11 protein-coding genes are annotated in these 16,909 nt (G+C 61.3%); 8 read left to right on the top strand and 3 right to left on the bottom strand.

Annotated elements, in window-relative coordinates; all coding sequences use genetic code 11:
• Window positions 1-161 precede the first annotated feature (161 nt).
• Window positions 162-518, bottom strand: coding sequence for a zinc ribbon domain-containing protein YjdM (locus AC07OC_RS11340; protein WP_218296368.1), 357 nt, complete (start codon window positions 516-518; stop codon window positions 162-164).
• Window positions 519-651: 133 nt separating this feature from the next.
• Window positions 652-2,826, bottom strand: a complete 2,175-nt coding sequence (gene dinG, locus AC07OC_RS11335; protein WP_218339327.1) for an ATP-dependent DNA helicase DinG — start codon at window positions 2,824-2,826, stop codon at window positions 652-654.
• A gap of 138 nt (window positions 2,827-2,964) precedes the next feature.
• Between dinG and AC07OC_RS11330 the strand changes: the two genes are divergently transcribed.
• Window positions 2,965-3,261 (top strand): hypothetical protein, encoded by a 297-nt coding sequence (locus AC07OC_RS11330; protein ID WP_218296367.1) that lies wholly within the window; start codon window positions 2,965-2,967, stop codon window positions 3,259-3,261.
• A 156-nt stretch (window positions 3,262-3,417) separates the two neighbouring features.
• On the opposite strand, the gene AC07OC_RS11325 is transcribed toward AC07OC_RS11330, so the two are convergent.
• Window positions 3,418-3,726: an HAD family hydrolase gene (locus AC07OC_RS11325; protein ID WP_255590952.1), complete on the bottom strand. Its 309-nt coding sequence runs from the start codon at window positions 3,724-3,726 to the stop codon at window positions 3,418-3,420.
• Window positions 3,727-4,241: 515 nt separating this feature from the next.
• Here AC07OC_RS11325 and AC07OC_RS11320 point away from each other — a divergent pair.
• From AC07OC_RS11320 to AC07OC_RS11290, 7 genes are all read left to right on the top strand, one after another.
• Window positions 4,242-8,819 carry a carboxypeptidase regulatory-like domain-containing protein gene (locus tag AC07OC_RS11320; protein ID WP_494601187.1) on the top strand — a complete coding sequence of 1,526 codons (4,578 nt, stop codon included), beginning with the start codon at window positions 4,242-4,244 and terminating at the stop codon, window positions 8,817-8,819.
• Window positions 8,820-8,902: 83 nt separating this feature from the next.
• Entirely contained in the window at window positions 8,903-12,031 is a 3,129-nt protein-coding gene (locus tag AC07OC_RS11315) for a transglutaminase-like domain-containing protein (RefSeq protein ID WP_494601185.1), read from the top strand.
• Window positions 12,032-12,385: 354 nt separating this feature from the next.
• Window positions 12,386-12,883 carry a hypothetical protein gene (locus tag AC07OC_RS11310; RefSeq protein ID WP_494601183.1) on the top strand — a complete coding sequence of 166 codons (498 nt, stop codon included), beginning with the start codon at window positions 12,386-12,388 and terminating at the stop codon, window positions 12,881-12,883.
• Window positions 12,884-13,208: 325 nt separating this feature from the next.
• Window positions 13,209-14,231, top strand: coding sequence for a hypothetical protein (locus tag AC07OC_RS11305; RefSeq protein ID WP_494601181.1), 1,023 nt, complete (start codon window positions 13,209-13,211; stop codon window positions 14,229-14,231).
• The gene (locus AC07OC_RS11300) at window positions 14,231-14,614 is read left to right on the top strand and encodes a hypothetical protein (protein ID WP_494601179.1); all 384 of its coding nucleotides are present in this window, start codon (window positions 14,231-14,233) and stop codon (window positions 14,612-14,614) included. The genes AC07OC_RS11305 and AC07OC_RS11300 overlap by 1 nt, the downstream gene beginning before the upstream one ends.
• Before the next feature lie 102 nt (window positions 14,615-14,716).
• Complete coding sequence (locus AC07OC_RS11295) at window positions 14,717-15,676, top strand: hypothetical protein (RefSeq protein ID WP_494601177.1); 960 nt, start codon at window positions 14,717-14,719, stop codon at window positions 15,674-15,676.
• A gap of 441 nt (window positions 15,677-16,117) precedes the next feature.
• Window positions 16,118-16,741 carry a hypothetical protein gene (locus AC07OC_RS11290; RefSeq protein ID WP_494601175.1) on the top strand — a complete coding sequence of 208 codons (624 nt, stop codon included), beginning with the start codon at window positions 16,118-16,120 and terminating at the stop codon, window positions 16,739-16,741.
• Window positions 16,742-16,909 lie beyond the last annotated feature (168 nt).

Below are 16,909 nucleotides of genomic sequence, written 5' to 3'. Positions count from 1 at the left end.
GTGCGGTGGTGAATGGGGGAAGGGGTCGGTGCTTCCATTCACTCTAGGCAGGGTGGCGCGCGCACCGTGTCGGCCCGCCGCCCGCCGGGGCGTGGGTGTTTATCTGACACCGCCGCGCCCCGTGCCCTGTATCGCGGGCGGGGGCCCGGGGCCGGGCCCGATCAGGCCTTTTTCAGGAACTCTGACTTGAGCAGCATGCTGCCCAGCTCCGTCTTGCAGTCCACGTTGTGGCCGTCGGCGCCATCGACGAGGCGGATGCCCTTGATCTTGGTGCCCTTCTTGAGCGTGGATGAGGACCCCTTGACCTTGAGGTCCTTCACCAGGATCACCGCGTCGCCATCGGCCAGCGGGTTGCCGTGGGCGTCCAGCACGGCGCCGCCGCCCTCGGGCGCGTCGGCCTCGGCGGATTCGGCTGCCTGGGGCCATTCGAAGGCGCAGTCAGGGCAGATGTAGTGGTTGCCGTCGGGGTAGGTGTTCTCCAGGCCGCATTGGGGGCAGGCGGGGATGGCATTCGTCATGGGGTTCTCGCTGGGGATGGCAAATGGGGAGGAAGGGAGGGGCAGCACGCGCATGGGACGGGTCCAGCCCCCGGCCCGTGCCGCCGTGGCGCCCGCTGGTGGGGACGGCGCCGCAGGCGACTCGGGGGGCATCCTACAGGGGCGCGCGTTGCTCCAGCGCAAAGGGCGGCAGGCCCTTGAGCAGGCGCTGGCCGTAGCTCGTGCGCATGAGGCGCTTGTCGTAGCAGTAGACATGCGCCTGGTCGTCCTCGGTGCGGATGGCGCGGCCCACCCACTGCGCCAGGCGGATGGCGGTGGCGGGCACCACCAGTTCGCTGAACGGGTCGCGGCCCACGGCGCGCAGCCATTCGGCGCGGGCCTCTCCCACGGGGTCGTCGGGCGGGGCAAAGGGCAGCTTGGTGATGAACACCGACTCGCACAGCCGCCCGGGCAGATCCAGCCCTTCGCCGAACGACTGCATGCCGAAGATGACCGAGGGCTCGCCGTTCTCCACCCGTTCGCGGTGGCGCTTGAGCAGCTGCGTGCGCGGCAGCGCGTTCTGCACCAGCACCACGCCGCGCATGGCGGTGGGCAAGGCGTCCACGGCCTGGCGCATCTGCTCGCGCGAGGTGAACAGCACCAGCGCGCCGTACTCCACGCGCGCGATGTCGTGCAGCAGCGCATCCACCATCTCGGCCGTGAACTGCGCGGCGTTCTTGGGGTCGGCGCGCGTCTCGGCGGCGATCAGCGTGCCCTGGGCGGCGTAGTTGAAGGGGCTGGGCACCTCCAGCGTGGTCGCGGCCTCGTCGCCGTGCAGCCCGGCCTCGCGCAGGAAGAAATCGAAATTGCCGCAGCTGTTGAGCGTGGCCGACGTGAGCACCGCGCCGCGCACCGCGTTCCACAGGTGGTTGCGCAGCGTGGTGCCCGGCAGGATGGGGCTGGCGTGTGCCTTGACCACGATGAAATCGCCATCGACCTCCAGCGTGAACCACTTGGCCGCAGGCACGAAGCTGCGGTCTGCGCCCTGGGGGGCCTCCTGCAGCAGCAGCTGCGCGGTAGCGTGCAGCTCTTCCAGGCGCGGCGCCAGCATGCCGATCTGCGCATACAGGGTGGACAGGCGCTTGGCCTCCTCGGGCTTGTCGCGCATTTCGGCGCGCAGGGCCTTGCTGATGGCGCGCAGGGCTTCGAGGAAGCCGTCGGCGCTGGCGGCCAGCAGCCCCAGCGGCGCGGTGAGCGGCTCGGGCAGCTCGCCGCGCGGCACCCGCACCCGGGCCGGGCCCCAGGTGTCCTTCTGGCTCTTGAGCGCGGGGCCGTACACGTCCATCACGATGCGCGCGAGGTCCTGCAGTGTCTGCCGCAGCTGGGCCGCGTGGCGCGGGATGTCGGCGATCTCCTCCACCTCCAGCAGTGCGCCGATGCGCAGGCCCCGGCTGGAGAGCCGGTCGATCCACGCCAGGCGCGACAGGTCCATGCTGCAGGCGAACTGGTCGAGCGCCGTGGCGGGCAGGTGGTGGGCCTCGTCCAGCACCAGGAGGCAGTTGTCCAGCTCGGGCAGCACGCGCGCGCCCAGCGACGACAGCAGCAGGTCATGGTTGGCCACGATCACCTGCGCGCCCACCAGCTCCTTGCGCTTGTCGTAGTAGGTGCACTGGCTGAAGGCGGGGCAGTGCTTGCCCGTGCACGACGCGCCCTCGGCCGCCACGGGGCTCCACACCTCGGGCTCGGGCGGGGTCTCCAGGCTGTCGCGGTCGCCGTCCCAGGCGCCCTTGGCCAGCGTCTGCGCCATGGCGCCGTAGAACTGGATGCGCGCCTCGGTTTCCTGCCGGGGGCGCTTGGCGCGGGCGGCGGCCTCCTCCTCGGCGAACAGGTCGTCTTCATCGGACGCCTCGGCCTCGCCCGTGCCCGCCAGCCGGTCGAGCTTGAGCTTGCACACATAGCGCCCGCGCCCCTTGGCCAGCGCGAACTTGAAGGGCTGGGGCATCAGCGCGGCCAGCGCCGGCAGGTCCTTGTTGACCAGCTGCTCCTGCAGCGCCACGGTGGCGGTGGAGATCAGCACCCGCGTGCCGCGCGACAGCGCCAGCGCGATGGCGGGCGCGCAGTAGGCCAGCGACTTGCCCACGCCCGTGCCGGCCTGGATGACGGCGATGGAGCGCTTGGGCGCCGCCTCACCGCCCTCCTCGTCCACCTTGCCCAGCGTGGCGCTGCTGAACGTGCGTGCCACCTGCTCGGCCATGCGCCGCTGGCCGTCGCGGCTGCGAAACCCGGGCGTGGCCTGCACCACCGCATCGAAAGATTCAAGGGCCTGCGCGGCCCACACCTGTTGAGACATACAGTAGTGTCGCATGGGTTGGCGCCTGCGCCTTCGCGGCCAGCGGCCGCTTCACCCGGCGGACAGATGGCGCCGGGGACTACACGGCGGCTCCAGGGGCTTTCCTACGATGAAGCCCTGTACCGCAGGAGAGATCACATGCCCACCGCCAGCACCCCGGACCACCCCAGCGCCGCCCCCACCGGCCAGCCCAGCGTCAACACCACCACGCCCCAGTCGCCCGCCACCGCCGGCCGGCGTACCCCACAGGCCGCGCCGCCGCCCGAAAGCGCCGACAAGCCCAAGCTGCCGCACGAGCGCGATGAATCGGTGGACATGACCCACGGCCAGCCCGATGCCCAGGTGGAGCAGGCCTACCGGGACGTGCAGCGGGGCCTGCAGGACACGGACCGGGGCCCGCCAGCGGACAAGGCCTATCAGAAGCAAAAGCAGTAGATGCTCTGCTTTTCATAGCTGCTGGCGCACATGGTTCATGCGGTGGACGCCAATCTGATTGATCCGCGAAATGTGGCGGTGGTCCCAAGCGCCGTGGGCGGCAGGCGCTACGCCACCCCGATCCGGTGAAACCAGCGCGGCAGATGGCCGGCGCCATCATCGGCGATTCGAGCACGCCATGGCATGCGCTCCAGAATCTCCTGCCGCAGGGTGCTCAAGGTCCGGGACGACTACAACCGCCACGCCGGCTGCCTGTGCGGCGCACGCTCCGTTCTCGCTGTCTTCAAACGCCAGGCATTGGGCTGGCTCTACCTCCAGCCGTGCAGCGGCCAGCCGGTACAGCGCCGGGTCGGTCTTGCTCCGCTCCACCTCGTTGCAGCCCGCCAGGGCCTGGAAGTGGTGCAGCACCTCCATGCGGCCCAGGCGGTGCTCGATCTCGTCGCGCCGTGACGATGACGCCACCATGATCGATTCCGGCAAGGCCCGGCCCACTACCTGTAGATAACCCGCCTCGGCCGGCAGGAGGCTGTGCGCCCGCGCTGCATTGATGCAGGCCCGCAGAGCCATGCGCTCCGAGTCGATGACAAGCCGTCCATGTCGAAGACGGGGGCGGAGAACCGGCGGGCGCCGTATCGCCCCGTCAGTGGGCAAAGATGCTCTGCATTCAATAGCATGTGGCGCGTTTCATCCAGGCGCTGCGGCCATTTTGGCTTGAGTTTCGGGGGACCAGACACTCCCTCGTCACGCTGCAAATGAATGAAGGTAGCTTGAGCAAATTGGGCGCAATTTGATGATATTGAGAAAACAATATCACAAAATTTAACAACTGAATGCGCCATCGATTGCTACGCTCCGCCCCTCTTTGGTGAATGGTCGCCAAACGGAGATTTGCACTATTGGCGCTGGATGCCGGAGCTGGCGTAGATCAGTACCGGTATCCCCCACGGCGCGCGGTGTGAAGAAAATAAGAGAGGGTCCTCATGCGCGCGCCGATCACAGGGTGCGCAGTGGTTGGCTGCGTGCGACTGCTGTGCTTCGTTTTCGTTTTCCTGCTCTCCCACACTGCCTGGGCCGACGAGGCGCTGGGCCTGTCATGGTTGCAGGGGCAGGTTCAACCCAGCGGGGGTCTGGCGAGCGAGACAGGTTCTGTTGCGCTGCCCGTGCAAAGCCGCTCGGAAGCCGCCGCCACCTTGCGTGCTTGGAGCAGGCCGGTGCCGCCGGTGATGCTGGATGCGATCGCTGCGGCGAGTGACGACACCGTCGAGGTACTGGCCCGGAAGTCCCTGACAAAACAGCTCCAATCGGCCAGCACGGCCCATCTTGACGCCCTTGCGCCCAAGCAGAACGCGGATGGCGGATTTGGCGCCACGGTGGGCTATGCCAGCAATGTGCAGGACACGGCGTGGGCCGTTGCCGCATTCACGGCGTCACGCGCTTCGTATCCCGAAACCGCCGATCAGGCGCTGGCTTGGCTGCTGGCCGCGCAGCAGGTGGACGGCCGATGGGCCCTCGCCACCGATGGCGATGCGCTTCTCTCCACGGCGCAGGCCGTACAGGCGCTCCACCCCTATCGCCAGACCTCTGCGGTGGCATCGGCACTGTCGAACGCGCGCACCTGGCTGCTCGCCGAACGCGGCGCTGCCCCGTCGTGGGGCGGGTCCCTGCGCAATGCGCAGGCCCTGCTGGCGGTGCTCCCGGGGCTGTCCACGGCAGCCGCCGTGCAGCCCGCCGTAGATTCGCTCAAGGCCGCCCAGCGCGCGGATGGCAGTTGGGATGGTGACCCGTACGTCACGGCCCTGGCGCTGCGCGCGCTCTGGATCGCGGGCCAGCCCACCACGAATCCCGATCTGGCCAGCGTGCAAGGCCTTTTGGTGAGCGACACCACGGGCCAGCCGCTGGCGGGGGTGTCAGTGCGGTTGACCGGCAGTGCCCAGCCCGCCGTGACCAATGCCCAGGGGCGTTTCGAGTTTCTGCAGTTGGCTGCCGGCACCCACAATCTGGCGATCGAGGTCGCTGGATACCTTTCGCTGTCCGCGGACCTGGGGCTGCTCAAGGGCCAGCAGCTGGATCTGGGCACCATCCGCCTGAAGGCGCTCACGGTCGGCAATGCGAGCACCGTCACCATTTCAGGCGTTGCCAAGTTCACCAACGACGGGGTGAGTTTCCAGAACGCCGCCAACGCCACCATTTCGGTCGGCAGCTCGACCACGCAGACCAACGCCCATGGTGAGTACGTCCTCGAAGGTATTGCGCCCGGTGCGATGGGCCTGAAGGCAAGCTATTCGTCCTATCAAGGGGTCGAGGCCAGTTTCAGTGCCTTGGCGGGGCAGCAGGTGCGGTTCGACCCGGTTTTCCGCCGCAGCACCGCGCAAAGCACGCTCAAGGTGGTTGTAAGCAACCAGGCAACAGGCGCGGCGATTGCAATGGCCAGTGTGTCACTCAATGGCCTGATCCGCAGCACCAACGCCCAAGGTGAGGTTGCCTTCGACGCTGGCGTGGTGGCAGGAGACAACACCGTCACGGTGTCTGCCAGCGGCTTTGCAACGCGCATCATCACCATGAACGTGCAAGGCCATCACTCCATCGTCCTGCCTGTCACGTTGACCGCAAACAACATCGGTCCCGATCAAACGGTGCTGCAAGGCATTGTTTCGGATGCCTCCACACGGCTGCCTCTGCAGGGGGTGTCCGTGGTCGTGGATGGCACCGGCCGCACAGCCACCACGGATGCTGCCGGGCGCTACACCATTGGTGGTGTGCCGGATATTGCTGGCTCACGCACCGTTTCCATGGAGAAAGCGGGCTATCAACGTTTTGAACAAGCCATCACGCTCGTGCAAAACGGCACACACCAGTTCGACGTGCCGCTGCACCCCAGCGTCGACCCTCAGCAACCCATCGCCATCCAGGCCACCGTCACTGACAGAGCCACCCACCAGCCCATTGCAGGTGCCACGGTGACCCTTTCGGGCAGCAACCCGCAGGTGCTGCAGACCAATGCCCAGGGTGTGGCGGAAATCTCGGGCCTCAACGCGGGGGCTACCCAGGTGCAGGTGTCTGCGCCCGGGTATGACAACGTGGCCTTTGCGGTGGATCTGGCGGCGGGAACGCGGTACGTGCTGCCGGTGGAAATGACCCCTAAGGTGCAAGGGCAAGACCGCATATACGGGGTGGTGCTCGATGCCCAGAGCCAACGCCCGGTGCCAGGGGCCAAGGTGGTCCTGGCGGGGGTCAGCCTGCTGGAGACCACCTCGGGGGTCGATGGCCGCTATGAATTTGCCAACATCACTGCGGGCCGCTGGAACCTCGCGGCAAACGCCCCCGGCTACCAGGGCAGCAGCAGCGGCTTTGACATCGCCACGAGCACCGCCATCAACCTGCCGCTGAAGCCGGACTATGGCCTGGAGGCCAGCAACACCCTGCGAGCCGTGGCAGTGGGGCATCCGAACTACCCCACGACCTCTGCGGGACCTGTTGGATACCTCTTCATATTTGGCGAGCAAGGCACCACGGGCCAGGTTGTGAGCAACGACGGCGCCATCAACTACAGCTTTGTTGTTGGTGCCAGCGGCGTAGCGGAACTCATGGTGCCCAACAACCAGTTTCTGCACGAGGCGGGCAAGGTAGTGGACAAGGCGCTGCAGGTGTACGCCAGCAAAGGGGTGAGCGCGTATTTCCTGAACCGCGAGATGTACACCACGGACATGTCGTACCTGCTTGACGTCACGGCGTTGGGCCTGGAATACCGCATCGTCGACTGGAACCATGCGTACAGCGTCATCCAGTTTTCACTGACCGCCGTGGAGGACGGCACGGTGGCCACCGTCACGCCTGCCAGCAGCCTGACGACGGGGCAGCCTGCGAATGTTCCCTTTGACGTGACCCTGCAAAAAGGCCAGTCCGTGATCTACACCGCCTACTCCGGCAATGAAATCACGGGCACCCGCATACAAACCAACAAACCCGTGGCGGTATTTGCGGGAGGGCAATGCGCCAACGTGCCACTCCATGCTGGCTACTGCGACCACTTGTTCACCCAGTTGCCGCCTGTGAAGCACTGGTCCGCTGAGTATGTGGCGCCCAAAACAGCCAACACCGGCACAGCGGGCAACCTTGTTCGCATCGTGGCCAACACCGCTGCCACCCAAGTGCGGGTGAACGGTGCGCTGGTGGCCACCCTGAATGCGGGGGAGTTCCATGAGGTGACTGACGCGGAGAGCCTTCACATCGTAGCCTCCGCTCCCGTGCTGGTGGGACAGTTCCTGAAGGGGTCCACGATCACGACCGGAGGAGTGCTGGGGGACCCAGCTTTTACCTACGTGGGCGGGATCGATCAAACCCTTTCTGACTACGTGTTCACGGCGCCGACCAACCTTTCGCCCTACAAGGAAAACTACCTGAACATCGCAATTCCGACCCCTGCGATGAACAGCCTCCAGCTCAATGGCCTGCCTGTGGATGTGTCTGGTTTCACAACCTTGGGTATTAGCGGCTACAGCGTGGGCCATGTCGCGATACCTACCGGCCCAGGGCGCATCAAGGCGGCCAAGCCGTTTCTGGCCACCATTGCTGGCTTCAGCCGAGACGACAGCTACCTCACCATCATCGGGGCCAAGTACTCCGCCGGGGCGTCACCCGACGACATCGTTGCGCGTGTCAGTGCCAGCACGGACAAGCCCTCTTACGCCGCCAATGCCGCGGTGCAGTTGGGCGCCTCCGTGCTCAACCTCGGCACGACATCGGCGGCGTTGACGCTCGTGCTGCGCATCCATGACGCCATCGGGGTCGAAGTTGCGCGATTTGCCCCGCACGAACTGGGTGACGTGGTTGCGGGCGCAACGTTGCCGCACAAGCAGCCATGGAACACCGCGCGCTACCCGGCCGGAACCTACACACTGGTCGCCACACTCCTGAACACCCAGGGCGAAACAGTGGACGTGGGCAGCACATTGTTCGCCATCGTTGCAGATGCACCGCAGGGCGCCGGCAAGGCTGCGCTGACCGTGGCGGTGGACAAGGCTCAATACGCACCCAATGACCGCGTACGCATCAGCAACCTGGCCCGCAATCTCACGGTAAATGCGCCAGTGGACAACGCCCGTGTGCGCATTACCGTGCGCAACCCCAACAATGCCGTGGTCTACACCCACACCCACCTGCTGGGCCAACTGCAAGCCAACGGTCTTCGGTCCACAGACACCCAGCAAACGCTTCGAACCGCGATGGAGGGAATCTACACGGTGGAGGCCCTGCTGATCGGCAGCGGCAACAACCTCAAATCGGCAACTGCACTGCCCACAAGCCAGGCCAAGGCGTATGACGTGGATGTGGACCTGGCAACGGCGACGGTTACCTACGTGGTGCGGGCCAATGCGCCAGGGGGGCCTGGAGGCCCCGGTGGCCCAGGCACACCCGGCGTCACCAATTCCATCCCCGTCAACCAGCCGTGGTTTCTGTGGCTCGCCGGCGTATTGCTGGCGGTGGTTGCCGCGTATCGCCTGCGGGCTAGCTCCTGCCAGCCTGGCCTCGCATACCGCCAAGGTGGGGGGGCGCAATGACGCAGTTGCGAAACCCCGTTGCCGCCACCGGGCTTTTGATACCGGCCACCACTGTCACTCCCCCTTTGAGAGAGAACGACCCCATGCGCCCATTGCAGGCCCCCGGGCACCAGCACACCCGCAGTCACCCAACCCAGCCCACTCAGCAGGACCGCCCGGTGGGCTGGTTCAAACGCGCGGTGGTCTGGCTGCTCACGGCCTCGGTGCTCAACACCGTGGGACTGCCCCTCGTCCACGCGCAAATGGCGCAGCGCAACCAGCTGGCGGTGCAGCAGCGCCAGCAAAGCGGTGCGCCAGCCGAGCAATACGCTGACACCCTGGAGCAACTGGCCAGAGCGCTGAATCCCGAATCTGGCACCCCCGGCATCGCCGCCACCGTCACTGACGCAGCCTCGAGCCTGCCCGCCGTGCAAACGCTGGACCGCCAGGCCCAGGCGCTCCAGCAAGAATGGGAATCCCTGCGCAACACCTGGCAAAACGCAGGCGTTGAAGGCAGCGTTCTTGACCGCCAGCTCGCCCAGGAAGCCGCCTTTGCAGACAAGCACGAACAGCTGGTCAAGCGCCTCCAGGCCGTGCAGGAAGGCAGCAGCAATGGCAAGGCCGCGGCCTTGCAGGTGCTCAAGGAATTCATCGACACAGAGGCCCCCGGCAAAACCCACCTGCCCCTCAACCTGAACAAGCTGCCCTGGCAGGCAGAGCGAGCCCGCCCCCAAGCGCCCATCCAGATGGATGGCCCTGAGGCAGAGCAGCCTCCATCCGCCGCCAAGGCCGCCACCGTGCAAAGCGCTAAAGCCGCCAGCGCCCCCAGCGCAGCCGACCTGGCCCCCACGCTGGATGCCCCCCACACCGACGCCATCAAGGCCCTGGCCCAAACCCTGGGCCACAACCCCCACAAGATCTACCAGTGGGTGCACGACAACATCCACTACGTGCCCACCCAAGGCAGCGTACAAGGCGCGCAAGACACGCTCGACAAAAAATCCGGCAACGCCGTGGACACCGCCAGCCTGCTGGTGGCCCTGCTGCGCGCCAGCGGCATCCCTGCGCGGTATGTGGCCGGCACCGTAGACATCCCCACCGCCCAGGCCCTCAACTGGGTGGGCGGCGTCCGCACCGTAGACGCCGCCCAGCAAATCTGGGGCCAAGGCGGGGTCAGCAATGTAGCCCTGGTATCGGGCGGGCAAATCAAGGCCCTGCGCATCGAACACACCTGGGTCGAAGCCCTCATCCAATACCAGCCCGGCCGAGGCACGCGCCACACCCCAGGCCAAAGCACCCCCGACACCTGGGTGCCCCTGGACGGCAGCTTCAAGCAATACACCTTCAAAGAAGGCATGGACCTGCAAAGTGCCGTACCGCTGGACGCCCAGGCCCTGTTGAACGCAGCCCAGCAAGGCGCAGAAACCAACCCGGCAGAAGGCTGGGTGAGAAACCTCAACACCAGCGCCCTGCAAAGCCAGCTGGGCAGCTACCAGGCCCGCCTTAAAACCTACATCGACAGCCAAAACGCAGGCCAAAGCACAGTAGGTGACGTCCTGGGCGCGCGGCAAGCCACCATCGACCCGCTGCCCTACCTGGCAGGCACCCTGCCCTACAACATCAAGACGCGCAGCCAAACCCACAGCGACCTGCCCACGTCCAGCAAAACGCACTTCAAATACGAAATCTACGCAGACGCCCGCAGCGCCGCGTGGGGAGACAACCCCCTGCTGAGCTGGCAAACCCCCACCGCAGCCATCGCCGGCAAAAAAATCACCCTGGCCTGGGTGGCAGCCAGCGCCGCTGACGAAGCCGCCATCGCAGCCCTCATCCCCAAGCCCGCCCCCGGCCAACAGTTGGACCCCAGCCAACTGCCCAGGGGGCTATCGAGCAGCATCAACCTCAAGCCCCAAATCTCGGTGGACGGCACCGTCGTAGCCACCGGCCCCGGCATGCGCGCAGGCAGCGAACCCGTAGGCCAAGGCGGCTTCACCCGCTATGGCAGCCAGGACTGGGACGAAACCCAAGACCAGCTCATCGCAGGCCAGCAAACGGCATTGGGCCTGAGCATCCAGGGCATCAACCAAGCCCAGCTGGAAACGCTGAGAGCCCGGATGAAGGTGAACAAGCAGAAGCTGGAACAAGCGCAGGCCGCTCCTGAAGCGCAGCGGGCGGCCATCTTGCAAGGCATGACTGGCGAAAATTTGACGGGGGATCTGCTGACAGGAACGATGTGGAGTTACTTCGCCAGCCTGCAGAGCCACGGCGCAATCGCCAGCGCCCAGGCCCAAACGATCGACCGGCCCGCCTTGAGCTACGGCCTGTTCCACGCCCAAGTCAAACCCAACAAGCTGTACGGCATCGTCACCACGGGCATCAGCTTCCAGGGGCTGAACATGGACATCGGGCACCTGCGGCACATCCGGTGGGTCAAGAACGACGACCCCAGTGCCGCGATCAACAACAAACCCGAACTCACCGCTAACGGCAAAACTGCAGCGCAAAACCGGTGGATTGCGTACAACAAGCTGCGGGGGCAATACAGCAGCGCCATGGAGCACGCGGTGCCCGAGCAGTTGTGGGTGGACGCGACGCAGTGCCAATACACCGACGAGCTAGGCCAAATCCAAAACCCCAACAAAGCAGACTGCGCACAAGCGGTCTCGGCAGTGAAAGCCATTGCCATCGCCCAGGCAGAAGGCCAGCGGATCTACACCATCAACCAAAGCAACGCAGCCACGGCATTGGCAAAGCTACCAGTGGGCGGCACAGTGGGGCAAGAGATTCAATCAGCCATCCAGGCGGGCAAGGAAGTGACCTTCCACGAGCGCGGAATCAACGCGCATGGGTTCTCGGGGTATGGGTACATCATTACCGACCCGGAGACGGGGGCTGGGGCTTACATGATTGAGGGTAGGGGGAATGGAGGGATATTGCTTGGACTAGCTCTTGGTCTTGTGTCGGGAATTGCGATCATCGTTGCTGGGCCTCTGCTTGCGGCGATAGTGGGAGCAATTGGGTTTGTGATTGGTGTGTATTTGGCTATGTATGAAGATAACAAATACAATCTAAATTTTTCTGGCGCAAGGCTTATAGGTTTAATGGCTGGGATCATACTTTCTGTAATTTTTGGCGGATATGTTGCTATTTCTTTTCCGATTATATTTATTGGTGGGGCGGCTTGGCTGTTGTTGACGGTGGCTCGCTTGCTTGTCATTGAGGTTTTTACTTGATTTATTAATATGAAAGATTCCAAAGATAATATTAGAATAAAAAAAAATATGAAAATTACAGGATGGTTCCTGGTGCTGGAAGGAGCTGTGGTGACATTCTTGTGGATAGCAAATTATTTCTTTAAATGGTTTTGAGGCGATCTCCAAACCGCTGCGCAAAATTCTCCAATCGCGAGTATGCAGAATGCTCTTATTTTGATAGCTGCTCGCGTTTGTCCCAATTGCGCTAGAGCCTGATTTGTTTGTGAATCCTGTGGCCACTCATTTGCCCTCGCCTGCTCGCTTCAGGCGCGGTGGCGTTGGCACAAACGCCCGCAGGTATACACCATCAACCAAAGCAACGCAGCCACGGCCTTGCCCAAGCTGCCAGTGGGCGGTACGGTGGGGCAGGAGATTCAATCAGCCATCCAGGCGGGCAAAGAGGTGACGGTGCACGAGCACCAGATCAACGCGCATGGATGGACAGGGTATGGCTATGTGATTACTGATCCTGAAACTGGAGCAGGTGGATACATTATTGAAGGGAAGGGGAATGGGGGGGCGTTGATCTACGGGATCGCAGCTTTTGTCTTTGCGATAGCTGCCCTATTTATATTGGCGTGGTTGGGACCTTTTGCAATTCTCGGATACGGTTGGATGCTGATGGCAGCTTTTGCTTCGGCTGGAGCATATTTGGATGCGATCGGCGCGCAGGTCAATTGGTCTGCAATTTCTAATTGGATTGGTTTAACCTTGGCGGTAATTGGTCTTGCGGCTGCTATTCCAGCATTGGGTGTCCTGCTGGTGGGTAATGTTGCGATTGCTGCTGGAATAATTGGATTGATTTCCGCTATATATTCTGTGTTGAGTTGAATGAAATGTTTAAGATAATTTGCAAGGCATTTCATGAATACCGTGAAAGAAAACTAACAGTGGGGAGTTTTCTTGTTGGTTTGTATTTTTTGGCGCTGACAATTTTTTTTGTATATCAAGTTGGGCGCTATTTCTGATCGGCTTTGGTGTGCAAATCAGCCCGGTTGTGCAGACTTTGAGGGTGGTGGGCGCGAGATACAGAGCCTTGGGAAGGACTGAGTGGCTTCATTTACTCAGTGAAAACCCTCTATTCACCAAATGCAAGACGATCTTCTTTTGATAGCTGTTTGCGCTTTTCCTGCTTGCGCTAAAGACTTGATTTGGAATGAATCCTGCGGTTGCTTATTGGTCGTCGTCTGCGCGCTCCAAGGGCGTTGGCTTCGACACAAGCGCCCGCAGATGCCAATCCCCGCTGCTCATCCCATTTCAGCCCTGCGGAGGCGACAGCCAAAACGCAGGCCAAAGCACCGTAGGCGACGTCCTGGGCACCCGGCAAGCCACCATCGACCCGCTGCCCTACCTGGCAGGCACCTTGCCCTACAGCATCAAAGCGCAGTTCAAATACGAAAACCGCTGGATTGCGTACAAAAAGGTGCGGGGCCAGTACAGCAGCGCCATGGAACATGCCGTGCCTGAGCAATTCTGGGTGGACAAAACGCAATGCCGGTACACGGACGACCAGGGGCAAACCCAGAACCCCACCAAAGCAGACTGCGCGCAAGCAGTCTCAGCCGTCAAAGCCATTGCTATCGCCCAGGCAGAAGGCCAGCGGATCTACACCATCAACCAGCGCAACGCAGCCACGGCATTGCCCAAACTGCCGGTGGGCGGTACGGTGGGGCAGAAGATTGCTTCGGCCATCCAGGCTGGCAAGGAAGTGACATTCCATGAGCGGCAAATCAATGCGCATGGGTTCTCGGGGTATGGGTATGTCATCACGGACCCGGAGACGGGAGCTGGGGCCTACATGATTGAGGGCCGGGGTAATGGGGGGTGGATGGATTTGGTGAATTGGGTGAAAGATAATCCTGGGTGGTCCGCAATTGCGGCCTTGGCTTTGGGGATAGTGGCAGGGGTTGGTGGATGGTTTGGTGCAATTCTATTGCTGATGTCTTTTGTTATTTCTGCTATTTCTATTTATCATGACATGATCGCGATCGCGAATGCAGAATGTGGAGTCCTTGGCTTGCAAGCATTGTTTGGGGCGCTAACAGCTATTGTTTTTGGGATCGGTCTGCTTGGAGGTGCAGTGGGCGCTGCGATTGCATTGGCAATAGCCGGATCTCTCATTTCGGCCCTTTATGCTGACGTGGCGAGTGCCATTAAAAAAATTCCTGGTGTCTGCTGATGATAGTTTTATCGATGGTTATATGGATTTTGACTTGTGCCTATGTTTGGTATTTCAATATCTATGATTTTGCATATTATTTAATTACGGCTTTTGTGTTCTTTGTGCCATGTGTTGATTTGATTGAAATCGTCGGGAGGGCCTTGGGGAAGGGGCGGGTGAGAAAAATGTGGGCCATCAATGGATTGGGTCTGATCTTCGGATTGTGGATATCTGCAGGAATTGCGTTGACCTCCTTTAGGATTAATGATGGAGCACATTTTTCTGATGTGATTTATTTGCCGTGGACGCTTGGATTTTTCATTGCCTTTTATTTTCTTGTGAATTTTTTTCTATTTTCTCGAAAATTGGTGTTGTGGGGCTGCAAAGGATGGCCTGCATAACTCCATGCGGTCTGTGATGGAGCGGGCTCGGGTGATTTGCACTACCTCCGGCTCGCAACGGTTATGTAGGCCGCCTTAAAGATATTTTTCAAACACCGCCTCGTGACCACGGGCATCACCTTCCAGGGCCTGAACATGGACATCGGGCACCTGCGGCACACCCGGTGGGTGAAGAACGACGACCCCAGTGCCCCGATCAACAACAAACCTGAGCTGACCCAAAACGGTAAAACCGCAGCGCAAAACCGGTGGATTGCGTACAACAAGATGCGGGGCCAGTACAGCAGCGCCATGGAGCACGCGGTGCCTGAGCAAGCTTGGGTAGACATTACCCAATGCCGCTATACCGAGCAGAACGGACAAATCAAGAACCCGACGCTGGCGGACTGCGCGCAAGCGGTCTCAGCCGTCAAGGCCATTGCCATCGCGCAAAGCCAAGGGCAAAAGATCTACACCATCAACCAGAGCAATGCAGCGACAGCGTTACCCAATTTGACAATTGGAGGTGATGTAGGCGCAGAAATCCGCAATGCCATCCAGGCAGGCAAGGAAGTGACATTCCACGAAAGCCAGATCAATGCCCACGGATTCACGGGATACGGATACATCATCACTGACCCGGAGACGGGGGCTGGGGCTTACATGATTGAAGGGAGGGGAAATGGGGCGATGCTTTTTATCGCGATAGCGTTGCTTTCGTTTGCATTCCCACCCCTTTGGTTTGTTATGGCTGTGAGCGTCTACTCCATCGCCACATTTGCTTCTCTCGCTGTACTAGTTGCTGCAATGATCTATGGTGTCCTGAGTTATATAAAGACTTTGGATAAGATACTGAGTCAAGAGAACTTGTCTCAGGATGAGAAGGATGGGGTCATAAAGACTATATCAGCGTTGGTTGTGTTCTCGAATATATTAGGCGGGATAAAAGGCGCCACAGAAAAAGGTGCTGCGTGGGCGGCGGCCGGCCTTGCGATACTGTCGGCAGTCTTGCAACAAGCTGTAGGCTATTTGGTTGTTGCTATAGATTTGCTTCGTGAGGCAAAAAATGAAACTATCACATAATATGAAGATTGAAATCTTTTCTGGAATTGTAATTATTTCAGATATTTTATTTTCGTCGTTTGTGTTTTTGTGTGGTGCTGTTTTTTTTTATTTTTGAAGATTCGGTGTCTCATTACTTTTTTCTTGTTGGAATAGTGGGGTTGTTGGTTGGTTTTTTATATTTCTATGCGTTGGCGATAGTTGCAAAAAAAATGTCAATTATTGAGGGTTTTCTAAAAAATACAGTTTCAAAAAGGCTTTGCCTATTTTGTTGGGTGTTGAAGGTTGCGGGAAGGTGGGCCTGAGCCCTGAACGTGGTATGGGATGCCTTTCATTACCGTGTCGGTGGCCTTAAATCAGACGTGCAACACACTCCCGTATCCAGGCGGCCTCAAATCCGAAGTGCGACACCTTCGATAATTGAGGCCGAGATGAATCAGAAAAGCTATGCACAGTTGAGTGATGCCTATAGTCCTGAGCCTGAGCATCCAGGGCATCAGCCAGACCCAACTGCAAACGCTCAAAACGCGCATGGAGGCCACAAAACAAAAGCTGGAGCAAGCACAGGCGGCCCCTGAAAGCCAAAGAGCAACGATCCTGCAAGGCCTGACAGGTGACCACCTCACCGGAGACCTGCTCACCGCCACTGTATGGGGCTACTTCGCAGCACTGCAAAGCCACGGCGCCATCGCCAGCGCCCAGGCGCAGATGGTGGACCGCCCAGCGCTCAGCTACGGCCTGTTCCATGCCCAGGTACGCCCCAACAAGCTGTACGGCATCGTCACCACGGGCATTACCTTCCAGGGGCTGAGCATGGACATCGGGCACCTGCGGCACACCCGGTGGGTCAAGAACGACGACCCCAGTGCCGCGATCAACAACAAACCCGAACTCACTACAACGGAAAAACTGCAGCCCAAAACCGCTGGATTGCGTACAACAAGAGCGGGGGCAGTACAGCAGCGCCATGGAGCACGCGGTGCCCGAACAGTTCTGGGTGGACAAGAGCCAATGCCGGTGCACCGCCGTTGCGCAAACGGGGCGCCGCCAGCGTTGAGTCTGCGCCGGTTCCGGCTTGGTCGCTGAGGCGGCGGCTTGTGAAATGCCCGCCGTGGGCTGTCTGCGGTGTGCAGGCTGCTGACTTTGGAAACTGCGCCAGAACTCCGAGGGAAGCAGGGTCCCCCTGACACATCACCCGCCAAAATGGCTTGAAACGCCGATGTACCGGGCGCTAGCAGCTATCAAAGGAGATAT

Source organism: Acidovorax sp. GW821-FHT10E04, from assembly GCF_059415185.1.
Note: the sequence above shows the minus strand (reverse complement) of the source record. Positions and strands in the feature narration are given on the sequence as shown.

What these genes read in the sequence shown, in the direction of transcription:
- AC07OC_RS11340 (WP_218296368.1), bottom strand. Translation starts at nt 518, where the DNA reads ATGACGAATGCCATCCCCGCCTGCCCCCAATGCGGCCTGGAGAACACC.
- dinG (WP_218339327.1), bottom strand. Translation starts at nt 2,826, where the DNA reads ATGTCTCAACAGGTGTGGGCCGCGCAGGCCCTTGAATCTTTCGATGCG.
- AC07OC_RS11330 (WP_218296367.1), top strand. Translation starts at nt 2,965, where the DNA reads ATGCCCACCGCCAGCACCCCGGACCACCCCAGCGCCGCCCCCACCGGC.
- AC07OC_RS11325 (WP_255590952.1), bottom strand. Translation starts at nt 3,726, where the DNA reads ATGGTGGCGTCATCGTCACGGCGCGACGAGATCGAGCACCGCCTGGGC.
- AC07OC_RS11320 (WP_494601187.1), top strand. Translation starts at nt 4,242, where the DNA reads ATGCGCGCGCCGATCACAGGGTGCGCAGTGGTTGGCTGCGTGCGACTG.
- AC07OC_RS11315 (WP_494601185.1), top strand. Translation starts at nt 8,903, where the DNA reads ATGCGCCCATTGCAGGCCCCCGGGCACCAGCACACCCGCAGTCACCCA.
- AC07OC_RS11305 (WP_494601181.1), top strand. Translation starts at nt 13,209, where the DNA reads ATGAATCCTGCGGTTGCTTATTGGTCGTCGTCTGCGCGCTCCAAGGGC.
- AC07OC_RS11300 (WP_494601179.1), top strand. Translation starts at nt 14,231, where the DNA reads ATGATAGTTTTATCGATGGTTATATGGATTTTGACTTGTGCCTATGTT.
- AC07OC_RS11290 (WP_494601175.1), top strand. Translation starts at nt 16,118, where the DNA reads ATGCCTATAGTCCTGAGCCTGAGCATCCAGGGCATCAGCCAGACCCAA.